Annotated in this window: 17 protein-coding genes; 10 read left to right on the forward strand and 7 right to left on the reverse strand. The window is 36.8% G+C overall.

The annotated features are described in order from the left end of the window. The first annotated feature begins 13 nt into the window (after positions 1–13). Complete coding sequence (gene dnaN, locus WG904_RS17060) at positions 14–1138, forward strand: DNA polymerase III subunit beta (RefSeq protein ID WP_339580553.1); 1125 nt, start codon at positions 14–16, stop codon at positions 1136–1138. Between the two features lie 167 nt (positions 1139–1305). Continuing rightward, entirely contained in the window at positions 1306–1959 is a 654-nt protein-coding gene (locus WG904_RS17065) for a VTT domain-containing protein (RefSeq protein ID WP_339580554.1), read from the forward strand. 7 nt (positions 1960–1966) lie between these two features. Here the strand turns inward: WG904_RS17065 and WG904_RS17070 are convergent, their stop codons facing one another. Genes WG904_RS17070 through mnmC2 form a run of 4 tightly spaced genes read right to left on the reverse strand, consistent with a single transcriptional unit; the run spans position 1967 to position 5589 of the window. Next, positions 1967–2923 (reverse strand): zinc dependent phospholipase C family protein, encoded by a 957-nt coding sequence (locus tag WG904_RS17070; protein ID WP_339580555.1) that lies wholly within the window; start codon positions 2921–2923, stop codon positions 1967–1969. A gap of 33 nt (positions 2924–2956) precedes the next feature. Further along, positions 2957–3763, reverse strand: coding sequence for a nucleoside triphosphate pyrophosphohydrolase (gene mazG / locus WG904_RS17075; protein ID WP_339580556.1), 807 nt, complete (start codon positions 3761–3763; stop codon positions 2957–2959). A gap of 13 nt (positions 3764–3776) precedes the next feature. Next, on the reverse strand, positions 3777–4889 hold the full coding sequence (locus tag WG904_RS17080) for an AI-2E family transporter (RefSeq protein ID WP_339580557.1): 1113 nt from the start codon (positions 4887–4889) through the stop codon (positions 3777–3779). Positions 4890–4899: 10 nt separating this feature from the next. After that, the gene (gene mnmC2, locus WG904_RS17085; RefSeq protein ID WP_339580558.1) at positions 4900–5589 is read right to left on the reverse strand and encodes a tRNA (5-methylaminomethyl-2-thiouridine)(34)-methyltransferase MnmC2; all 690 of its coding nucleotides are present in this window, start codon (positions 5587–5589) and stop codon (positions 4900–4902) included. Between the two features lie 64 nt (positions 5590–5653). Here mnmC2 and WG904_RS17090 point away from each other — a divergent pair, with 64 nt between their 5' ends. Beyond that, a complete protein-coding gene (locus WG904_RS17090) occupies positions 5654–5992 on the forward strand; it encodes an MmcQ/YjbR family DNA-binding protein (protein WP_339580559.1) in 339 nt (112 codons plus the stop codon). A gap of 37 nt (positions 5993–6029) precedes the next feature. On the opposite strand, the gene WG904_RS17095 is transcribed toward WG904_RS17090, so the two are convergent. Further along, positions 6030–8063, reverse strand: coding sequence for a M13 family metallopeptidase (locus tag WG904_RS17095; RefSeq protein WP_339580560.1), 2034 nt, complete (start codon positions 8061–8063; stop codon positions 6030–6032). A gap of 346 nt (positions 8064–8409) precedes the next feature. On the opposite strand from WG904_RS17095, the gene WG904_RS17100 reads away from it, so the two are divergent. Further along, positions 8410–11124 carry a valine--tRNA ligase gene (locus tag WG904_RS17100; RefSeq protein WP_339580561.1) on the forward strand — a complete coding sequence of 905 codons (2715 nt, stop codon included), beginning with the start codon at positions 8410–8412 and terminating at the stop codon, positions 11122–11124. A 2-nt stretch (positions 11125–11126) separates the two neighbouring features. Further along, positions 11127–11660 (forward strand): hypothetical protein, encoded by a 534-nt coding sequence (locus WG904_RS17105; RefSeq protein ID WP_339580562.1) that lies wholly within the window; start codon positions 11127–11129, stop codon positions 11658–11660. Between the two features lie 118 nt (positions 11661–11778). On the opposite strand, the gene WG904_RS17110 is transcribed toward WG904_RS17105, so the two are convergent. Next, a complete protein-coding gene (locus WG904_RS17110; protein ID WP_339580563.1) occupies positions 11779–13266 on the reverse strand; it encodes an ankyrin repeat domain-containing protein in 1488 nt (495 codons plus the stop codon). A gap of 160 nt (positions 13267–13426) precedes the next feature. Here WG904_RS17110 and WG904_RS17115 point away from each other — a divergent pair, with 160 nt between their 5' ends. After that, a complete protein-coding gene (locus WG904_RS17115; RefSeq protein ID WP_339580564.1) occupies positions 13427–13915 on the forward strand; it encodes a DUF2271 domain-containing protein in 489 nt (162 codons plus the stop codon). A gap of 10 nt (positions 13916–13925) precedes the next feature. Then, complete coding sequence (locus tag WG904_RS17120) at positions 13926–16121, forward strand: PepSY domain-containing protein (RefSeq protein WP_339580565.1); 2196 nt, start codon at positions 13926–13928, stop codon at positions 16119–16121. Here the strand turns inward: WG904_RS17120 and WG904_RS17125 are convergent. After that, positions 16118–17101 carry an FAD:protein FMN transferase gene (locus WG904_RS17125; RefSeq protein ID WP_339580566.1) on the reverse strand — a complete coding sequence of 328 codons (984 nt, stop codon included), beginning with the start codon at positions 17099–17101 and terminating at the stop codon, positions 16118–16120. The two genes, WG904_RS17120 and WG904_RS17125, sit on opposite strands and share 4 nt — an antisense overlap. Positions 17102–17272: 171 nt before the next feature. Here WG904_RS17125 and WG904_RS17130 point away from each other — a divergent pair, with 171 nt between their 5' ends. The 3 genes from WG904_RS17130 to WG904_RS17140 all read left to right on the forward strand — a co-directional run bounded on the left by WG904_RS17130 (position 17273) and on the right by WG904_RS17140 (position 21246). After that, positions 17273–18628 (forward strand): Gfo/Idh/MocA family protein, encoded by a 1356-nt coding sequence (locus WG904_RS17130; protein ID WP_339580567.1) that lies wholly within the window; start codon positions 17273–17275, stop codon positions 18626–18628. Between the two features lie 72 nt (positions 18629–18700). Next, on the forward strand, positions 18701–20059 hold the full coding sequence (locus WG904_RS17135) for a 3-keto-disaccharide hydrolase (protein WP_339580568.1): 1359 nt from the start codon (positions 18701–18703) through the stop codon (positions 20057–20059). Then, the gene (locus WG904_RS17140) at positions 20059–21246 is read left to right on the forward strand and encodes a Gfo/Idh/MocA family protein (protein ID WP_339580569.1); all 1188 of its coding nucleotides are present in this window, start codon (positions 20059–20061) and stop codon (positions 21244–21246) included. The genes WG904_RS17135 and WG904_RS17140 overlap by 1 nt, the downstream gene beginning before the upstream one ends. Positions 21247–21263 lie beyond the last annotated feature (17 nt).

The following is a 21263-nucleotide window of genomic DNA, read 5'->3' on the forward strand; positions in this document are numbered from 1 at the left end:
GATAAACCCAACAATGAGATTTATAGTATCAACTTCGACGTTATTAAAACATTTACAAACTGTTAATGGAGCTTCTAGTAGCAGTACTGTTTTGCCCATATTAGAAAATTTTCTGTTCGAAATTAAGGAAGGCAATTTAACCATTTCGGCAACAGATTTGCAAACTAGCATGACTACTTCTTTACCTGTTGAGTCTAAAGAAGGAGGCAAAGTTGCCGTTCCATCTAGGATATTATTAGATACCCTTAAAACCTTACCAGATCAACCTATATCCTTTAATATAGATGATAATTCGTTCTCAATAGAGATTAGTGCTGGCGATGGTAAATACAAATTAAGTGGTGAAAATGGTGATGATTTTCCGAAAATTCCAGTAGTAGAGAATGCGTCGTCTGTAAACTTGCCAGCTTCAGTTTTAACCGAGGCCATCACTAAAACAATATTCGCTGTAAGTAATGATGAGTTACGCCCAGCGATGACAGGTGTATATTGCCAGCTTTCTCCGCAGCATATTACCTTTGTGGCTACTGATGCTCATAAATTGGTGAGATATCGCCGAATGGATAGTAAGGCTGAAAAAGCATCTTCATTTATCTTGCCTAAAAAAGCACTCACCTTATTAAAGGCTGCTTTGCCAAGTACCGATGTAAACGTTTCAGTTGATTATAATGCAACTAGTGCTTTCTTCAAATTCGAAAATATTAACCTGGTTTGTCGCTTAATTGACGAGCGTTATCCAGATTATGAGGCAGTAATACCTGCAAATAATCCAAATAAATTGGTCATCGATAGAGCCTTATTTTTAAATACCCTACGAAGAGTGGTTATTTTTGCAAATAAAACTACCCATCAGGTACGTTTAAAAATTAATGGAAGTGAATTAAATATATCTTCAGAAGACTTAGATTTTGCAAACGAAGCACATGAGCGTTTAAGTTGCCAATACGAAGGCGAAGATTTGGAAATTGGCTTTAATGCCCGTTTCTTAATCGAAATGCTCAGTAACTTAAGTGGAGAAGAAGTTACCTTAGAACTTTCTACACCTAACAGAGCAGGATTGCTTATTCCTCAAACCAACGATGAAAACGAAGACGTGCTGATGTTGGTGATGCCGGTAATGCTTAACAATAGCTATTAATCGCTATCCTGAACTTTTCGAAGGAAACATCTGATTAAACCTTTAATTGGTAGCTAGTCTATATTGGTGCCAAGTAAATTAAAAATTACCTACAATTAACATGAAAATCCTAGAAATAGATAGGCTTATCGAAAGCATATTACTACTTTTGTCGAAAATTAAATATCTTGGAATTACTCGAACAGCTCATAGACTTTATTCTTCACATTGATAAGCATCTTGCCGAAATTGTTAATGAATATCATACGCTAACCTACCTCATTTTATTCTTAATCATCTTTGCCGAAACAGGGTTTGTAATTACTCCTTTTTTACCTGGTGATTCACTATTGTTTGCAACGGGTGCACTTATAGCAGGAGGTAAAACTGATTTAAATATTTGGGTGATGTTCTTTATTTTGGTTGCGGCTGCCATCTTAGGCAATACCTTAAATTATAAGCTCGGAAGTGTGCTCGGTGCAGGTGTTTTTAAAGAAAAAAACAAAATCTTAAAGCTTAAATATTATCATCAATCGCACGAATTTTTCGAAAAACATGGGGGAAAGGCTATTATTTTTAGCCGCTTTTTGCCAATTTTTAGAACAATTGCTCCTTTTGTAGCAGGTATTGCAAAAATGCCATTTGGCAGGTATACTACTTTCAATATTATTGGCGGAATATCATGGATTTTCAGTTTATTGTTTGCAGGATATTTATTAGGGCAAATTCAATGGTTTAAAGATAACTTTGATATTGTTATTGTATTAATTGCGGTAGTTACCTTTTTACCGGCAATTTATGCGGCTATAGCGAGTAGGTTTAAAGTTAGTCCTAAGTCTTAAGTCGAAATCAATTTTCTCGTCCAATAATTTTTCCTTCTGCATATTTTTTTTCTTCTAACTCTATTTGTCTTTTTTCTTCGTTAGTTAAATCAATTTTAATTAAGTTTTTTAGTTTAGGCTGCCCAGCATCCACCCAAGCCGAAAACCAGAAAGAGCCTACGGCTAAGATTGCAGCGCGCATTCTCTTTTCGACCATGTTATTCATTTTATCCTGATAGGCCTTTGAATAAGCTAAAGAATATTGTCTCGTTACTCGATTAGCACGCTTGGTAAAGCTGTATTTTTGGTCGGCCGGAAAGGAAAGATTAAGCTCCTCTTCAAATCTTAATACGGTATCTACCGATTGATGGGATTCTTTTACAATAGACCAGGCCATTTTTAATGGATTTTCTATATATACCGCTTTTCCTGCTAGTAAATTGTAATTTCCGGCGAAAAGTTCGGGTAATCTACTCTCCCAAAAAGCATGTATGCCTGATTGATTCGTTAACTGTCCGTTATGGTTATGTGTAGTATGTAAGGGTACATGAGCATCGCCAACATAGTGACCCAGATCAGATGAGTATTTTAAAATTTTCAACGAATCTCGAGATTTAAATGCTTTCACTAGGCTATAATAACTTCGTTCAATTTGCCAAGGAACAATACCGCTTGCATTTAATTTTCTTAGCCCATATTTTGCCAAGGCAGTGTTCCACTTTTCGGGAATACTATCCATAAACTCTTCAAAATTTTCTACGTCTAAATAATGACGAGGAGCTTCTAACGTGTCGATGTATCGTCGTTTATCGGGGTCTACTGCATGGCTAATGATGTACTTACTCCCTGCTTTGTAGAAATTAATCATTTCTAAAGGTAGGGTAAAAATGGCCAACTGGTTAATGCGTTTGTGCGCAAAAAAGCCCCAAGAAGTACAGAAGAGGAAAGGGATGATTAACAATAGGAGTGTTGTTAATCGTTTCATAGTTAAAGGTATGATTTTTTATCTAAAAATCACCTATAGCTTCTTTGCCTCATTCCAATGCACATCCATTTCAGCTAAGGTCATATCCTGTAATGCCTTGCCATTTTCTTTAGCTTTGTTTTCTAAGAATTGAAATCGTTTAATGAATTTTTTGTTCGTTTTTTCTAGCGCATTTTCGGGGTTGATGTCGATAAATCGAGCATAATTAATTAGAGAGAAAAGTAAATCGCCGAATTCACCCTCGGCTTTTTCTTTATCGATAGTTTCGTTTTTGGCAACGTTAAACTCTGCCTTAAATTCTTGTAATTCTTCTTCAACTTTAGCCCATACTTGTTCTTTCTGCTCCCAATCGAAGCCAACGCCCCTTGCCTTTTCTTGAATGCGACTTGCTTTCACTAAGGCAGGTAGTGAGGTAGGTACACCACCCAATACCGATTTGTTTCCCTCTTTTAATTTAAGCTGCTCCCAGTTCCTTTTTACATCTTCTTCATCATTTACAACTACGTCGCCATAGATATGGGGGTGACGATTGATAAGTTTATCGCAAACTCCATTTAATACATCAGTAATATCGAAATCGTTGGTTTCACTTCCAATGCGTGCGTAAAAAACGAGGTGCATCATAAGATCGCCGAGCTCTTTTTTAATTTCATTACTATCGCCTTCTAAAATTGCATCCGATAGCTCATAGGTTTCCTCAATGGTGAGGTGCCTAAGTGTTTCCATAGTTTGTTTTTTATCCCAAGGACATTGGGTACGAAGGGTATCGAGTACATTTAATAGTCTTAAAAATGCAGTGTCGGGACTAGTGGTTGCTACTGGTGGAATATTTAAAGGCATAGTTTTTATTGATTTATTCGGCTTCTTCTAATTTTATCTTTTTTGTAATTCTATAGGTTCTTCGTTTTCGTGGTTTTTTTTCTTCCTCTCCTAATAATGTGCCCCAGGCCTTTAGCCCATCTACGCGTTCAAAAATAATTTTTAGCATTGCCAAATAAGGGATGCACAAAAACATTCCTGATATTCCCCAAATCATTTCTCCCACAATAATTCCAATAAAGGCAAAGAGGGCATTGATTTTAACTTTAGAGCCAACCACTAAAGGCATCAGTAGATTTCCGTCGATGGTATGAATGCCTATGAATGCAAAGATTACGAAAAGGGCTTTAGCGGCGCCGGCCGTTGCAAAAGTAATGAGTGCGCTGATTAGTAATGCAGTAGAAATCCCCAAATATGGGATAATGTTAAAAATTCCAGTAATTAAACCTAAGAGTATAGCATATTTTACACCTAAAAAAGTGAGGGTTAACGTCATCAAAATGGTAACGATTGCCATTTGGATAAATAAACCTGATACATACTTTCTAATTATTCGTTGAATTTCTTGTACAATATCAGCCACTTTTGTTTTGTGCTCTTCCGCAAAAACGGTTGTCAAAAAGGCAAATAATAATTTTCTGTAATTAAGAATGAAAAAAGTGAAGAGTAAAGTGAAAGCTAAGAATAATAGGCTCGATGAAAGCGTTATTAACGTGCTTCCAATTACAATTGCACTTGTAGATAAAGCTTTTTCGGCTCCATCTGTAAGATAAAGTTGTTGTTTTGTGGTATTAATATGAAAGGTTCTAGAAATCCAATGTTGAATATCATGAAATGCAGTAGTAACCTGTTTTACTAAAAGGGGCCAATCGGCCCATAATTCTGTTAGTTGATTGGCTAAAAAATGAAGCAAAGCATAAATAAGCGCAATTAATACAACTACTGAGGTAATAGAAGAGAGACTTCTTCTAAACTTTAACCTGATTTCCAAGAAGTTTGCAAACGGCAATAAAAGAAAGGCCATCAATAATGAGAAAAGTAATGGTGATAACAGACTTTTACCCAGAATAGCTAAGTAGCCCAGCATAATCAGCGATAATAAAACTAAAGCTAATTTTGCAATGAATGGTAATGTAATCTCTTTCATAAATGGCAATTTATGATAAAGTTAAAATAATATCCGACTTAACAGCTCTCAACATTTCTCGTTTGCCTGGTGCACCGGGTAGCTTCTCAATTTTAAAACCACAATTTTTTAGCGCCCTTTTTAAATTCCCTGTAATTGCGTAGCTCACAAAAATGCCATTTGGCTTTAGGAAACTACAAACATGTGCAATAATTTCATCGGTCCACATTTCGGGTTGGTTGCTAACAGAAAATGCATCGTAATAAATAAGATCAACTTCTAGTTTTTGTTTTACAGCATCTAATTTTTGAGGTAAGATTTCTAAAGAGCAATTTGGTGATAACATTTGCATGCTGTTTAAACAATTTTCATAATGGAGAAGAAATGCCTCCCATACATATGGTGAAACATAATTATTATATGCAGTTTCCTTTAAAATTGATTTAGGAAGAGGAAAAGCTTCGATTCCTGTATAGTTAACTTTTACATAATTTTCTTCGCAATGCGCAAAGCTTAGCAAAAAATTTAAGCCTGTGCCAAAGCCTACCTCTAAAATGCTAATTTCGTTTTCTCTATCTCTACTAAGGGCAAACTCCAATCCGGCCGCAATAAAAACATGTTTGCTCTCTTGCAATGCACCATTCGACGAATGATAATGTTCGCCAATAGTCTCGTTAAATAACGTATTTGAGCCATCTGCTGTTTGGATTAAGATATTCATGAGGTTTCAAAAATAAGTTTTTAAATTAGCAATCCAATCAACTAACCAATCAGCAAGCCAAAAAATGGACATCGAAAGTTTTAGAGAATATTGTCTTAGTTTACCGGGTACTACCGAAGGGATGAAATGGGAACATTTATGCTTTATGATCGAAGAAAAAATCTTTGTCATTATTGCAATAGAGGAAGGAAATAGTTTTTCTACAAAATGTGACCCCGAAGAATTTGATGAGTTAACTTCTCGTGATGGAATTAAACAAGCTTATCACATGGCGAAACGCCAATGGATTCAAATAGATAACCTAGAAGTTTTAAATGATGCGGAATTAAAGAAAAGAGTTGAAACTTCTCGCGCATTAGTGTTGGCAAAATTACCCAAGAAAATTCAAGAAAAATATAATTAGCTAATTAGTAGATGTGCTAATTAGCTAATTAATTAGGCTACCACAACCGAATCCGATCTTCTGGCTTTTTATACAATTTATCTCCAGGCTTCACATCAAACGCATTGTACCAGGCATCCATATTTACAGGTGCACCAATTGTACGATACGGACCAGGTGAATGCGAATCAGTTTTAATCAGCTGTGCTGCAGCTTCTGGTAAAATATTCCCTCTCCAAACTTGTGCCCACGACAAGAAGAAACGCTGATCTGGCGTAAAACCATCTATTTTAACATTGCCTTGTCCTTGTTTAGTCATTTTGAATGCTGTATAAGCAGCATTTAGTCCACCCAGGTCGCCAATATTTTCGCCCATCGTTAATTTCCCTAAAACATGAATGGTATCTACAACAGTATAGGTGCTGAACTGTTCGCCTAATGCTTTTGTTTTATCGTTAAATTTAGCACGGTCTTCATCTGTCCACCAGTTTTTAAGGTTTCCATCTTTATCGTATTGGCTTCCGGTATCATCAAAACCATGGCTCATTTCGTGACCAATTACTGCTCCAATACCTCCATAGTTTACAGCATCATCAGCATTTGGGTCAAAAAATGGAAACTGCAAAATCCCAGCTGGGAAAACTATTTCGTTCATCGTAGGACTATACGATGCATTTACCGTTGGAGGTGTCATTCCAAAACGTGTACGGTCTACAGGTTTACCTAACTGCTTAATGTTTTCATTATATCCCCAAACGCCAACATTGCGCAAATTTTGAAAATAAGTTGATCTGTTAATTACTAATCCATCATAGGTCTTCCATTTTGTAGTATATCCAACCTTTGGTGTAAAGGCGTGCAACTTCTCTAATGCTTTTTTCTTGGTCACATCGCTCATCCACGCTAAGCCATTAATTCTAATTTCGAATGCTTTACGAAGGTTTACGATCATCTCATCCATTCTAACTTTTGCGTCTGGTTTAAAATATTTCGCTACGTAAAGCTGCCCTAATAATTCGCCAATTGTGCCATCGGTTAACGACGACATGCGTTGCCATCTTGGTGTTTGAACTTTCTGTCCGGTTTGTGCTTGAGTAAAAGCAAAACTTGCTTTAACAAACGGAGAACTTAAATTATTTGCCGAACCTTTAAGAATGTTCCAAGATAAATAGGTTTTCCAATCTTCTAAAGCAACACTGTTTAACATTTCATTTAAACTCTTAAAGAAACCCAACGAATTTACCAATACCGTATCTTGCCCAGTAATTTTAAACTTAGGCATTAAGGTTGTCCAATTGATATTTGGTGTAACTTTATTAAATTCAGCAACGGTAAGTTTATTATAGGTTTTATATTGATCGCGCATTTCGATACGACTCATTTGTGCCGTAGCTAATGCTTTTTCTAAATTAAAAACAGTTATTGCTTTTTGTTTTGCTTCGGCATCAGTGCTTCCTGTAAGCGTAAATAGTTGAACCATATACGTATTGTATGCGTTGCGGATTCGAACGCTTTGTGGATCATCTTTTAAATAATAATCACGATCGCCCAAGCTTGTTCCACCTTGTGAGATGTTCACCACATATTTGGTTACATTTTTTCGATCCTGTCCAACCCCAAAACCGAACATTGGACTGCCAATCCCAGAAGTACGCATGTACGCAATCTGATCTAAAATACCTGGCACATCTTTAATTTGTTTAATTTTTTCCAAATCGGCCTTTATAGGCGTATAGCCTAGTTTTTCGATGGTTATGCTATCCATAGCGGCAGCATAGAAATCGCCCACTCGCTTTGTAACCGAACCGGGTAAAGCCGTTTTATCTTTTGCTGCATTTTCTAGCAAACCTCTAACTGCTTGAGCGTTGAATTCACGAAGTTCGTTAAAAGAACCCCATCTGGTTTCTTTGGCTGGAACAGGATTTTTCTTAATCCAGGTGCCACTGGCATATTGGTAAAAGTCGTCTCCAGGCTTTACGCTTAAATCCATATTCGCCGGATCTATATATTTTTTAGGGGCAGTTTGCGCAAAAACAGAAAAACTGCTCGCCATAATGCCAAAAATTGCACAATAATTTTTGAGTTGCTTCATATCCTTTAAGAAATTAAAAACGAAAATTAAGCATTCGCAGCCTAATTCGAACAAGATAATAGAAATATTACTTGTTAAACCAATTATAGATTTTATTCAATCCAAATTTGCGGAAAAAATGGTAGTTAAATATCGACAACCTAAATGATTTCATCAGTTTATGATTTTGTTTTTAATTATCAGATGTTCCTTGCCATAATTAATTATGGACGGTTCACAATTGATAAATTATATAGCTATAACAGCAGTATCGAATTTTTATTGTGTTTGCACATGAAAATTGTACGGATGGAATGGACCATCTGGCTTTCGGACTTTCCGAGTTTTTTAACTATTTTTGTAATTCATGAGCACATCTACAAAATACAATCCAACCGAGACCGAAGATAAATGGTATAGCTACTGGCTTGCCAAAAAATTTTTTCATTCTGAACCCGACGAAAGAGAGCCGTATACCATTGTTATTCCACCCCCAAACGTAACTGGAGTGCTGCATATGGGCCATATGCTGAACAATACCATTCAGGACGTGCTGATTCGCAAAGCCCGTATGCAAGGTAAAAATGCGTGTTGGGTGCCGGGTACAGATCATGCTTCGATTGCTACAGAAGCTAAAGTTGTTGCCATGCTTAAGGAACGCGGAATTAGCAAAAAAGATCTTACTCGCGAGGAATTTTTAGCTTATGCTTGGGAATGGAAAGAAAAATACGGGGGTATAATTTTAGAGCAATTAAAAAAACTGGGTGCAAGCTGCGATTGGGATAGAACACGCTTTACCATGGAAGAAGATTTATCAGATGCCGTAATCGATAGCTTTATTCACTTATACAAGAAGGGAAATATTTATCGGGGCATTCGTATGGTAAATTGGGACCCCTCTGCTAAATCGGCAGTTTCTGATGAGGAAGTTATCCGCAAAGAGGTAAATTCGAAACTTTACTATATTAAGTATGCCATTAAGAACACTGAGCAAGGATTAGGTGGCGCCCAGCCTCAAAACTCGCAACTCACCACTCATAATTCATTAACAATAGCTACCACTCGGCCCGAAACCATCATGGCCGATAGTGCGATATGCATTAACCCAAATGATGAACGCTACTTTCATTTGCATGGTAAGCAAGTTTATGTGCCTTTAATTCACCGTGCAATTCCAATAATATTGGATGATTACGTAACGATGGATTTTGGTACGGGTTGTTTAAAGGTTACGCCAGCTCACGATTTAAACGATTATGAACTAGGTTTAAAACATCAATTGCCTGTAATCGATATTTTAAATGACGATGGTACTTTAAATGACAAAGCTGAAATTTTAATAGGGGAAGATCGATTTATAGCCAGAAAGAAAATTGCCAAAATGCTCGAAGAAAGCGGTAATTTAGATAAAGTTGAAGACTATAAATCTCAAGTGGGTTATTCTGAACGTACGGATGCAGTAATTGAACCTAAGCTCTCTTTGCAATGGTTTAGTAAAATGGACGAATTGGCTAAGCCAGCATTGGCCGATGTATTAAATGGTGAGATAAAGTTAATACCAGAGAAATTTGTGAATACCTATCGCCATTGGATGGAGAATGTAAAGGATTGGTGCATTAGTAGGCAATTGTGGTGGGGACAACGTATTCCAGCTTGGTATTTTCAACACGAAATTCCAGTAGTTGCAAAAACTAAGGAAGAAGCGATAGAAGAATTAATTAATCGCTCGTCAGAACGCAGTGCGTTTTCTGAGCAAGAAAAACAAGGTTTTAGAGCACAAGCAAGCGAATTTATTACACAGGATGAAGATGTAATGGATACGTGGTTCTCTTCGTGGTTGTGGCCTATTTCTGTTTTTGACGGGTTTAAAAATCCCGATAATAAAGATATTAACTATTACTATCCTACCAATGATTTGGTAACGGCTCCCGAAATTTTATTTTTCTGGGTGGCAAGGATGATTATGGCCGGGCATGAATTTAGAGGTCAAAAACCTTTTACAAATGTATATTTAACGGGTATCGTACGTGATAAGTTGGGCCGAAAGATGTCTAAATCTTTAGGCAATTCTCCAGATCCGATTGGGTTAATTGAAAAATATGGTGCAGACGGGGTAAGGGTAGGCATGTTGATGTCGTCGCCTGCCGGAAATGATTTAATGTTCGACGAAACCTATTGCGAACAAGGAAGAAATTTTGCGAATAAGATATGGAATGCCTTCCGTTTAGTTAAAGGGTGGGAGGTTAACGAAAATTTAGAAAACCCCAACCAGCAAGCTATTTCTTGGTTCGAAAATCGATTAAACGAAGCTTTGGGAGAAATTGAAGCCAATTTTAAACAATACCGATTGTCGGAAGCCTTAATGACGACTTATAAATTGGTATGGGACGATTTCTGTGCGTGGTACCTAGAAATGGTTAAGCCGGCATATCAACAACCTATCGATGCCGAAACAAAACAGATTAGTATCGGGTATTTTGAGCAAATTCTTAAAGTATTGCATCCTTTTATGCCTTTTATTACGGAAGAACTTTATCACGATGAGTTATTTGGTGAAAGAGAAGAAATGGATTGCTGTATTGTTGCCGATTTTCCGAAAATTGGCAATATCAACGAAACTTTACTTAAAGAAGGAGAGCTAGTTAAAGAGCTGATCTCTGAAATTAGAAACGTAAGAAATATCCGTCAAATTTCTCCAAAAGATGCATTGCATTTGTGCATTAAAATAAATTCAAGTGTAGCTTACGAAAAATGGACCAATATCATTTTTAAATTAGCCAATATTGGAGAAATTGAATTGGTGAACGAAAAAATTGCAGGTGCCGCTAGCTTTATGATTGGTAAAGATGAATTCTTTATCATTTTAAATGAAAATATAGATTTAGAGGCAGAAAAGGAACGATTAACCAAAGAACTAGTGTATTTGCAAGGTTTTTTAAAGTCGGTGGATGCAAAATTAAATAACGAACGCTTTGTGCAGAATGCAAAACCCGAGATCATTGCCAACGAGCGTAATAAAAAGGCAGATGCAGAGTCTAAAATTAATATTATTACCGAAAGTTTAGCCGTTTTAGAAGGATAATTATGAGAAAACTACTATTTCTATGTGCATTGGCTGTACTAGCTTCTTGCTCAACTAAAAAAACTGAATCAGAAAAATCAACAATTTTTATTGAACAAAATGTAAGTGAGTTTATTGAAAATAATCCAGATTGGGCAAAAAATGAAACCATTGAAGGTGAAACCACCGAAAAATTTAAGCACAAGTTAATTAACTTAAGTAATGATACTAGTTTCTTGAAAGGTATGCCTTTACAGCTAAAGGAAATAAAAGACACTTCAATTAACGAGATTCGTACTAAAATAGCTAGATTTGAAGCTTATAATGATACCAGTAGGAATGCTGGGTCTTTATTAAATTACATTCAAATTCGAATTTTAGGAATCGTTAACGACAATCAAGTCAATGATTTAGCTATCGATAAAAAATACACCTTAACCGGAACCTTGCATACACAAGGCAAAAGAAAAGATGTTAAATTTATTCATGTTGCCGATTTTAAAGGGTACCATCTCGGACAATATACTTTTGTAATTACAGGGTTTAAGGCCCTTTAATCTTAATTTTTTTTGCAAAATAATCGTCATTTCGAGCGACTGCAGGAGCGAAGAGATATCTATAAGAATGCTCTAGATCTCTCCTCGTTCCTCGGTCGAGATTACGATTCTTTGTTTATTACTTTAAAAACTCTATCGAAACTTTATTCTTAGAAAGAAATTCATTTTCTTTTGCCAAATCAAACGCAGTTTCTTTGAATTCGGTAACCACATCTTTTTTTGCGCCGATGGCAAGTAAATATTTCATCATGCTATCGTCTTTAGCCGTCATTGCTGCTTTATGCAATGCAGTTATTCCTTCTTTGTTTTTCGCATTCACATCTACATTGAAAATTTCTATGCGTTTAAGTAATGCGAAATCATTTTTAGCCAAAGCTAAATGATATAACGTATTTCCATTTTTTTGAGGGGCTGTAATCGCGAGGCCCTTATCTTGTAATAATTTTAATTTAGCTTCAAATGCGGTTAAGCGTTGCGGACTATAGGTGTCAATTAAATAGGCAGCCAAATTATTGCCGTTTGCATCCACTACATTTACATCTGCACCTTTCGAAAGCAATAGATTAACTACGGCAGGCGTATTGCCACGTATAGCTAACGTTAATGCAGAATTACCTTTTTTGTTTACTAGATTAATGTTTTTAACTGATGAGCTTAACAAAGTAATCAATTCAAGATCTGAATTTGACGCAGCGGCATTCATAAATGGTGTGGTTCCATCATTATCTGCTTTATTCAAGTCTACCCCTTTAGCAATGAAATAATTGATAATTTCTGCTTGATTTGGTTTTCTCGCAAGCGCATGAAGTACATTTTCTCCATTTGGGCCAATAACTGCAGGATTTATTTTAAGGCTTTCTAAGTATTTGAAAAGATCAAGCGTATTTGCGCTACCTCTTCCACCTTGTGCAGCCATTAACATGGCATTGTCGTTATACTTAACTCCTTTTGCTACAAGTGCTTTTAATATTTCTATATTTCCAGTCCTTGCGGCATAATTAAAAGCAGTATTTCCTTTCGCATCTGTGCTTTTTAGGTCAAGCCCCTTCGAAATAAAATAATCTGTTAATTTAAAATCTTTAGCAGTAGCCATGGTTAATAAAAGTGCATTAGCCCCTTCACCATTTACGCCTTTTTTCAAGTCATAGCCATTGCTAATTAATAAATCATATACTTTTGTATGTTGTTGCCCACCAGAAGCTGCGAAATTTAATACGGTAGCGCCATGACTATCAATTACATCTACTTTTGCACCCTTGCTTAACAAGTATTCCATAATTTCTACATTGCCTCGAGAAGCTGCCCAAAAGATATATGTTCTGCCATCATGGGTTAATTTATTGGCGTCGTTGCCAGGTTGCGAAAGCAAAAATTTAATGGATTCGTTAGGTGCTCCTGCATTTATAGCCATCACCACAGCATCAAAACTGTTACTGCTCAGTTCAGATGGGCTATTTCCCTTTTCCATTTCACTGCTAATCTGAACCGCAGTAGGATTCGTTTTCCAATACCCTTGATCTAAAAAAATGTTCTTTTGCCCCATTACAGAAGCAGAAACTAAGGTTAAAATCGCAATAGCGAGCGGTCTGATTTTTGAATATAACATAATTGATAAAGAATATATAGGGTTGACTAATTCAACTTTCGGGTGTAAAGCTAATAAGAATCAGTCTAAATAAAAATTAAATCGCTTCTTATTTAGATTAATTCTTATTAAGTTTGTGGCGTAAATGCTAAATTAACTTAAAGCATAATTTAAAAAAGACATGAATATTTCGAAAACCCTATTATCAATTGCCTTAATCATTACCTTACCTTTTATGTTATCCGCTCAGAAACCTGGTTTCACGAAATATAAATGTATGGTGCAAATGACCAATTATGTTGGCGAATCTTCGTATGTTGTGGTATCGCTTATCAATCCAAAGGGTACCTATGAAAGAACATTATATGTAATGGGGCCTGATAAAAAATGGTATAATAGCCTTAAGGAATGGCACAAATTCAATTCAAAAAGGCCCATCAACCTCAGTGCAATTACTGGTGCATCTGTTGCGGGTGGCGATCGCAGTGTAACCACTTTTGAAATTGAAAATGCTAAGTTAAATGCAGGTTACAAGTTAAGGTTCGAGACCGCCGTAGAGGATAAAGAATATCATACCAAGGACATCGAAATCCCATTAACTACTGAAAGCTTATCAGGAAAAACAGAAGGTACAAATTACATCCGTTACGTGAGATTTAGCGCAAATTAGGGTTTAGCATATGACTATTTCAGTTTGGAGATATAGCCACTTAGCGCTGGCTTTATCTTCTTTCCTATTTATTGCACTTGCCGCTATTACTGGAATTATCCTTGCATTTGAACCGATTTCGTTGAAAATGCTTCCCTACAAAGTGGATGAATTTAACAAAATAACCTTAGCGGAATCTATTCCTGCAATTAAAAATAATTTTGAAGAGATCACCAGCTTAACCGTTGATGCGAATCAGTTCGTAATTGTAAAAGGTATTAATTTAGAAGGTGATTATGTAACGGTGTATGTTGATCCAAGAACTGGGAAAACCATGGGAATTCCTGAGAAAGAAAGTGAATTTTTTCAATGGGTTACGTCTTTACACCGGTCGCTTTTTTTACATAATTTGGGTAGATTCTTTGTAGGGCTTACCACTTTTATTTTGCTTTTAATCACACTTTCGGGCCTAGCGCTTATTATACAGCGTCAGCGAGGAATAAAAAGATTTTTCACTGAAATAGTAAGAACGAATTTTGCGCAGTATTATCACGTTACTTTAGGCCGTTTGCTACTTATCCCACTGTTACTTATCACCCTCAGCGGAACATATTTATCACTAACACGTTTTAAAATAATTCCGGAGTATAAAGTTTCGGAGAAAGTTGATTTCGACTCGATAAAATCGACTCCACAAAAGAAAATACAAGAACTCTCCATTTTTAAAAACACAAAGTTAGCTGAAGTGAATAGCATCGAATTTCCATTTTCGGAAGATGTTGAAGATTATTTTACCTTTAAATTAAAAGATAGGGAACTTACAGTTAATCAAGTTACAGGCGATATCTTAACAGAGGCTATTTATCCCACGCGGGTGTTGTTAAATGAGCGAAGTCTTGATTTGCATACTGGTAGAACACATATCATTTGGGCCATTGTTTTGGCACTAGCTTCGGTAAATATTCTATTCTTTATCTATTCAGGTTTTGCAATTTCGCTAAAACGTATGGCTGGACGAATCAAGAATACATACAAAAAAGAAGAGTGTAAATACATTATTTTAGTTGGTTCTGAGAACGGAAGTACCTTTCATTTCGCTAGAGCGGTACATCAACAACTCATTAAAAGGGGAGAAAAATGCTTTTTAACCGAACTCAATAATTTTACCATTTTTCCAAAAGCGGAGCACATTCTTGTATTTACCGCAACATACGGACTAGGTAACCCGCCAGCAAATTCGAACAGGTTTATCGAGTTATTGAGGAAAAATAAACAGCCTTTAAAAGTTGATTTCTCGGTAGTGGGTTTTGGCTCAAAAGCCTATCCAGATTTTTGTAAATTTGCTTTTGAAGTAAATAATACACTTTCTCTTCAAGAATGGGCCACTTCTTTACTCGAAATTCATACCGTAAATGAATGCTCACCGGAAGAATTTGGCCAATGGGCATCGTTATGGTCTCAAAAAACCGAAATTCAGCTTAACATTTCGCCAAAGTTATTCGCTACAAAATCTAAACGTTTACAAAAGTTAGTCGTAACCAAAAAAACAGGCTTAACCCACGAAGAAGGTTCTTTCTTGATTCATTTGAAACCAAAACGAAGTAGTCGTTTTAAATCTGGTGATTTGCTTGCCATTTATCCTGCAAATGATCACCGCGAAAGATTATATTCCATCGGTAGAGTCAATAAAAATGTACAGTTAAGTGTTAAATTACATCAAAGCGGATTAGGCTCTGGCTTTTTGTATCAGCTGGAACCCGGACAAACCATTAGTGCAAGTATTGATAGAAATCCTCATTTTCATTTTCCAAAAAGGGCATCTACGGTGATAATGATTTCTAATGGAACCGGAATTGCACCATTTTTGGGGATGATAAGCGATAATCGCAAAAAAGTGACTGCGCATTTATATGCTGGTTTTCGAGGAGCCTCTTCCTTTGAACTTTACCAAAAGGCGATGGATGTAAATCTAAAAGAACAAAAGCTAAGTAGTTTGCATTTGTCTTATTCTCGAGAAGGGGAAAAGCAATATGTTAGCGATCTTTTGAAAAGAGATCAAGAATTAATTGCCAACGCCATGAAAAATGATGGAGTAATTATGATTTGTGGCGCTCTAGCTATGCAAAAGGATGTAATCGAAGTACTGGATTTTATTTTTAAAGAAAAAAACAATCAAGGATTAAGTTATTATCAATCGCACAATAGGATTTTAATGGATTGTTATTAGTTAAATTTCGAAAGCTTAAGACCTGGCGACGAGTAGATCCGATTCTTATCAGAAATCAAAATATAACTCATTTCAGGATAACTCTTTAATAACTTCAATCCTGCCTTTTTACCAAGCACCATAATCGATGTACTTAATCCATTCGCCATTTCGGCACTTGGCCCAAAAATAGTTACACTAGAAAGTCCGGTAGCAGGATAACCTGTTTTAGGGTTAATAATATGTGCATACCGTTTGCCATTGAAGACGACAAATTTTTCATAACTTCCCGATGTAACCACAGCCCCATGAGCTAATGGTACTACTGCCAACAGTGCCGTAGGGTTTTTAGGGTCAGTTATGCCAATATTCCACGCACTTCCATCCGGTTGTTTACCCCAGGTATTCATGTCGCCAGAGCCATTTACAATGCCCGCTTCAATTCCTTTTTTCAGCATTAATTCCTTACATCTATCAGCTGCATATCCTTCGCCAAGAGCGCCAAAGCCAATTTTCATGCCTTTAAATTTTAAGAAAATAGTACTATTCGCTTTATCGAGTACAATGTTTTTATAGCCAACTTTCTCGACCGATTTTTTTATGGCTTCAGGCGATGGCATCTCGGTCATCGACCCATCGAACTTCCAAATTCGATCCATTGCTGCAAAGCTAATGTCGAAAAACCCGTCCGTAATTTCTGAAAGATGGATGGCACGTTCGGTAAGTGCAAAAACTTCTGAATCAACTTTTACAGGTTTAATGCCCGCATTGCTGTTTACTTGCCCAATTTGAGTTGTGGAACGCCAGTCTGATATTAAATTTTCAATCCGACTTACCTCGGCAATCACCAAATCGATGTTTGCTTCTGCTGATGCTGAATCTGCCGCAACAATTGTAATGTCGAAACGGCTTCCCATCAGGGTGGTCGACCGCTTTCTCAATAGTTGAGCAGAACTCTGAAATGCACCAAAAAATACAGAAAAGAATAACAAGTATTTCATGCTCCAAAAGTACCTATTATTTAGATTATTTCTAAATAATAAAAATCCTTATTAATATGTACTACATAATATATTTAAATTGTTACTATTGTGATTATTAATTTTTGATTTTTAATGCTTATTATTACAATAGATTAAAAAACAATCGAACCAATATAAATCTTCATTCAAATGGATAATTCAAGAAGAACATTTGTTAAACAATCTGCCCTCCTTGCTGCGGCTGCTTATTCTGGAACTTTTAGTGCGAGTGCGAAAAGTTATAACCGTATAATAGGTGCTAACGATAGGGTAAGGGTAGGTATTGCTGCTTTTTCCGACCGTTTTAAGGATACACTTTTCCCCTGCTTTTTAAATCACCACAAAGAACTGAACTTCGATATTGTTGGCCTTTCTGATTTATGGAGCTACCGCAGAGATCTAGGTCTTGCTCATATTAAGGAGAAAATTGGTCACGATATCCAAGGATGTAGAAATAACGATGAGTTGTATTCCATGAAAGATTTGGATGCGGTTATTATCAGTACAGCCGATTTTCAGCACGCACTGCATACCGTTGAAGCGGTAAAAGCAGGTTGTGATGCTTATGTCGAGAAACCATTTGCCGAAACCATGGCCGATGCCAAACTAGCTTTAAAGGCCGTAAAAGAGTCGAATAAAATTGTACAAATTGGTTCTCAGCGAAGGAGTGGTGAAAATTATAAAAACGCAGCCAATTTTATTCAAGAAGGAAAATTTGGCGCCATTACGGCCGTAGATTTAGTTTGGAATGTAAATCAGCCTGGTCGCTGGCGCCGTCCGGCTTTGGTTGCCAAACTAAAGCAAGAAGATATCGACTGGAAACGTTTTATCTTAAATCGTCCTGCCGACACCTGGGATCCAAGAAAATATTTAGAATATCGTCTGTTCTGGCCTTATTCTTCTGGAATGCCCGGTCAATGGATGTCGCATCAAATCGATACCGTTCATTGGTTTACCAATTTAAAACACCCACGTAGCGTAGTGGCTAATGGTGGTATTTACACTTGGAAAGATGGTCGTAAAAATTGGGATTCGATGGTTGCAGTATTTGATTATGGCCAACCCAACTCGAGCGATGGTTTTCAAGTTACATTTACCTCTAGAATGCAAAATAGCGTTGGCGATGTTGGCGAGGTGTATTATGCCAATGGTGGCGAGTTAAACCTAATTACCAACAAGGTTTCGCCAAAAGGCGGATTAGGGGAGAGAGAAGCTGCCGCCATGGGAATGAAAGCAAATTTGCTTGCACCGTTCGATTTATCAAAGGCAGAAGTTAAGGTTGCAACCGGATCAAATACAGGTGGAGATTCGTTAACATCAGCACACATGCGTAATTGGATGGAATGTGTAAGAAGCCGAAAAACACCAAATGCACCTGTAGAAGCGGGTTATTCTCACTCTATTGCAAATATTATGACAAATGCTGCTGTTCATACGGGCAACAAAGCCACTTTTGACGAAAAATTGCAAGAGGTAATGGCGGGTGGCAAAATATTTAAATATTAATCAATAACAAAAACATAAATAATTTATAAATTGTAATGCTGAGCCTGTCGACGCACATAAAATAAAATTCAAATGTTAAAAAAATACAGCCTACTAGTCCTCTCCTTAACGTTTCTCTTAACCACAACTTATGCTCAGAAAAAACCCTTGTTCGACGGAAAAACGCTGAATGGGTGGAAAGCGCTTACAGGTAAAGCGCCTTATGAAATAAAAGATGGGATGATTATTGGAACAATGACATCAGGTTCTCCAAATTCGTTTTTGGCTACAACCAAAGAATATGGAGATTTTATCTTAGAACTGGATGTGAAATTGGAAGGCTTGGAGACGAATTCTGGCGTGCAAACCCGTAGTCATTTTAATCCTGAAGGAAATAAGGGTGCTGGGCAAGTTTATGGGCGACAGGTAGAGATTGATCCAACGCCTAGAGCATGGTCTGGAGGGGTTTATGACGAAGCTAGACGACTTTGGTTGTATCCTGTAGAACTTAATCCTACCGCAAAAACAGCATATAAGCCAGAAGCATTTAATCACTATAAAATAGAATGTATAGGCAACGGAATTAAAACCTGGGTAAATGGAATTCCAGTATCCTATGTAATCGATACTTTAGATAAAACAGGCTTTATTGCGTTGCAAGTTCATAGTATCAGCAAAAAGGAATTGGAGGGCAAAAAAGTTTATTTTAAAAATATTCTTATTCAAACCGAAAATTTGAAGCCCCAAGCCTTTCCGAAATCGAATTATGTGGTTAATTTAACACCAAATGCATTATCAAACCAAGAAAAAGCAAACGGCTATAAACTGCTTTTCGATGGAAAAACCAATACTGGATGGGTTGGCGCAAAAACAGGTGCATTTCCTTCTAAAGGATGGGACATTTCGAATGGATTAATCAGCGTTTTACCAGCTGATGGGGCTGAATCTACTAATGGAGGAGATATTGTAACCAAAGAACAATTCTCTGCCTTCGATTTATCGTTTGAGTTTAAATTAACTGAAGGTGCAAATAGTGGAGTTAAATATTTTGTAACCTTGGCAGAAAAGACCTCTGGGTCTGCTATCGGATTAGAGTATCAGATTTTAGACGATGGAAAACATCCCGATGCAAAACTTGGACGCGACGGAAATAGAACATTAGCATCCTTATATGATTTAATTAAAGCCGATAAAAAATTAGGGAGTCCACGCCCAATAGGTACTTGGAATAGAGGAAGAGTAATTGTCTATCCAAATAACAAAGTAGAACATTATCTAAATGGCATTAAAGTGTTGGAATACACAAGAGGTAGCGAAGAATACAAGAAATTGGTTGCCATTAGTAAATACAAAGATTGGCCAAACTTTGGCGAAGCTCCTAAAGGCAGGATCTTGCTTCAAGACCATGGAAATAACGTGAGTTTTAGAACCATAAAAATCAAAACCTTATAATGCATCGCCGTTCTTTTGTTAAAAAATCTGCTTTATTAAGTTCAAGTTTATTATTTGCTAATCAGTTGCATGCAAGTTTAGCTTTAGCGCCTATAAATATTGCCATGATTGGTTGTGGCGATAGAGGAAAAGGGGTACTTTCTGTAATTAAAAAAATGAGTGATAAGTTTAACATTGTGGCCTATTGTGATGTGTTAGATTTTAGATTAGAAGAAACAAAAAGATACGTCGTTCCTTCGTCGAAAGCGGTTAGGGATTATAGAAAAGTTCTCGATGATAAAAGTATTTCAGCGGTTTTCATTGCCACACCGCTAAGCGAACATTTTAAGATTGCAGCCGATGCCATTCGTGCCGGTAAGCATGTGTATGTAGAAAAAACAATGACCTATACTACTGCACAAGCCTTAGAATTAAGAAAATTAGTCGCAGCTTATCCAAAGCAGGCTTTTCAGGTTGGTTATCAATACCGCTACTCGCCTTTATACTTTAAGGTGAAAGACATGATTAAAACAGGCTATTTGGGTAAAGTGTCACAAATCGATTGCCGATGGGACCGTAATGGAAATTGGCGTAGACCTGTGCCCGATCCGAGTTTAGAAAGGCAAATCAACTGGCGGATGTATAAAGAATATTCTGGCGGACTAGCGGCCGAACTTTTGTCGCATCAAATCGATTTTATTAATTGGGCTTTCGAAACACAACCTGATGAGATTACGGGTACTGGTGGAATCGATATTTTTAAAGACGGGAGAGAAACTTACGATAATATTCAAGCCACCTTGCGCTACAACGAGGCAGGTATGATCGGTAATTTCGGGGCAACATGCGGTAATGCGCACGATGGTTATTTGTTTAAAATTAAAGGCACTAAAGGTGCGGTTTCATTATACCCCGATACTGGTATTTTTTATCCTGAAAGTGAAACGAAAAAAGAACTTGGAATTGTAGATGGTGTAACAAGTGCTACAAAAATTGTGATCAATAAAGATGGGGGGATCCCAATTTTAGATAAACCTACAAAAGACGGCACCATATACGCCTTAGAGGAGTTTTATGCTGCGATTGTAGAAAATAAAATGCCCGTTTCGAACATTAAAACCGGAACACAAGCTGCCATTTGTGTAGCGATGTGCAATGAGGCGATCTATTCTGGAAAAACGCAGTTCTGGAAAAAAGAGTATTTTTAGATTGGTTTTTAGCTTTG

It is taken from the genome of Pedobacter anseongensis (genome assembly GCF_037482965.1).
Lineage (GTDB): Bacteria > Bacteroidota > Bacteroidia > Sphingobacteriales > Sphingobacteriaceae > Pedobacter > Pedobacter anseongensis.

Coding starts and splice junctions, on each gene's coding strand:
- WG904_RS17140 (WP_339580569.1), top strand. CDS start 20,059: ATGCATCGCCGTTCTTTTGTTAAAAAATCTGCTTTATTAAGTTCAAGT.
- WG904_RS17130 (WP_339580567.1), top strand. CDS start 17,273: ATGGATAATTCAAGAAGAACATTTGTTAAACAATCTGCCCTCCTTGCT.
- WG904_RS17105 (WP_339580562.1), top strand. CDS start 11,127: ATGAGAAAACTACTATTTCTATGTGCATTGGCTGTACTAGCTTCTTGC.
- WG904_RS17125 (WP_339580566.1), bottom strand. CDS start 17,101: ATGAAATACTTGTTATTCTTTTCTGTATTTTTTGGTGCATTTCAGAGT.
- mnmC2 (WP_339580558.1), bottom strand. CDS start 5,589: ATGAATATCTTAATCCAAACAGCAGATGGCTCAAATACGTTATTTAAC.
- mazG (WP_339580556.1), bottom strand. CDS start 3,763: ATGCCTTTAAATATTCCACCAGTAGCAACCACTAGTCCCGACACTGCA.
- WG904_RS17135 (WP_339580568.1), top strand. CDS start 18,701: ATGTTAAAAAAATACAGCCTACTAGTCCTCTCCTTAACGTTTCTCTTA.
- WG904_RS17110 (WP_339580563.1), bottom strand. CDS start 13,266: ATGTTATATTCAAAAATCAGACCGCTCGCTATTGCGATTTTAACCTTA.
- dnaN (WP_339580553.1), top strand. CDS start 14: ATGAGATTTATAGTATCAACTTCGACGTTATTAAAACATTTACAAACT.
- WG904_RS17095 (WP_339580560.1), bottom strand. CDS start 8,063: ATGAAGCAACTCAAAAATTATTGTGCAATTTTTGGCATTATGGCGAGC.
- WG904_RS17120 (WP_339580565.1), top strand. CDS start 13,926: ATGACTATTTCAGTTTGGAGATATAGCCACTTAGCGCTGGCTTTATCT.
- WG904_RS17115 (WP_339580564.1), top strand. CDS start 13,427: ATGAATATTTCGAAAACCCTATTATCAATTGCCTTAATCATTACCTTA.
- WG904_RS17070 (WP_339580555.1), bottom strand. CDS start 2,923: ATGAAACGATTAACAACACTCCTATTGTTAATCATCCCTTTCCTCTTC.
- WG904_RS17080 (WP_339580557.1), bottom strand. CDS start 4,889: ATGAAAGAGATTACATTACCATTCATTGCAAAATTAGCTTTAGTTTTA.
- WG904_RS17100 (WP_339580561.1), top strand. CDS start 8,410: ATGAGCACATCTACAAAATACAATCCAACCGAGACCGAAGATAAATGG.
- WG904_RS17090 (WP_339580559.1), top strand. CDS start 5,654: ATGGACATCGAAAGTTTTAGAGAATATTGTCTTAGTTTACCGGGTACT.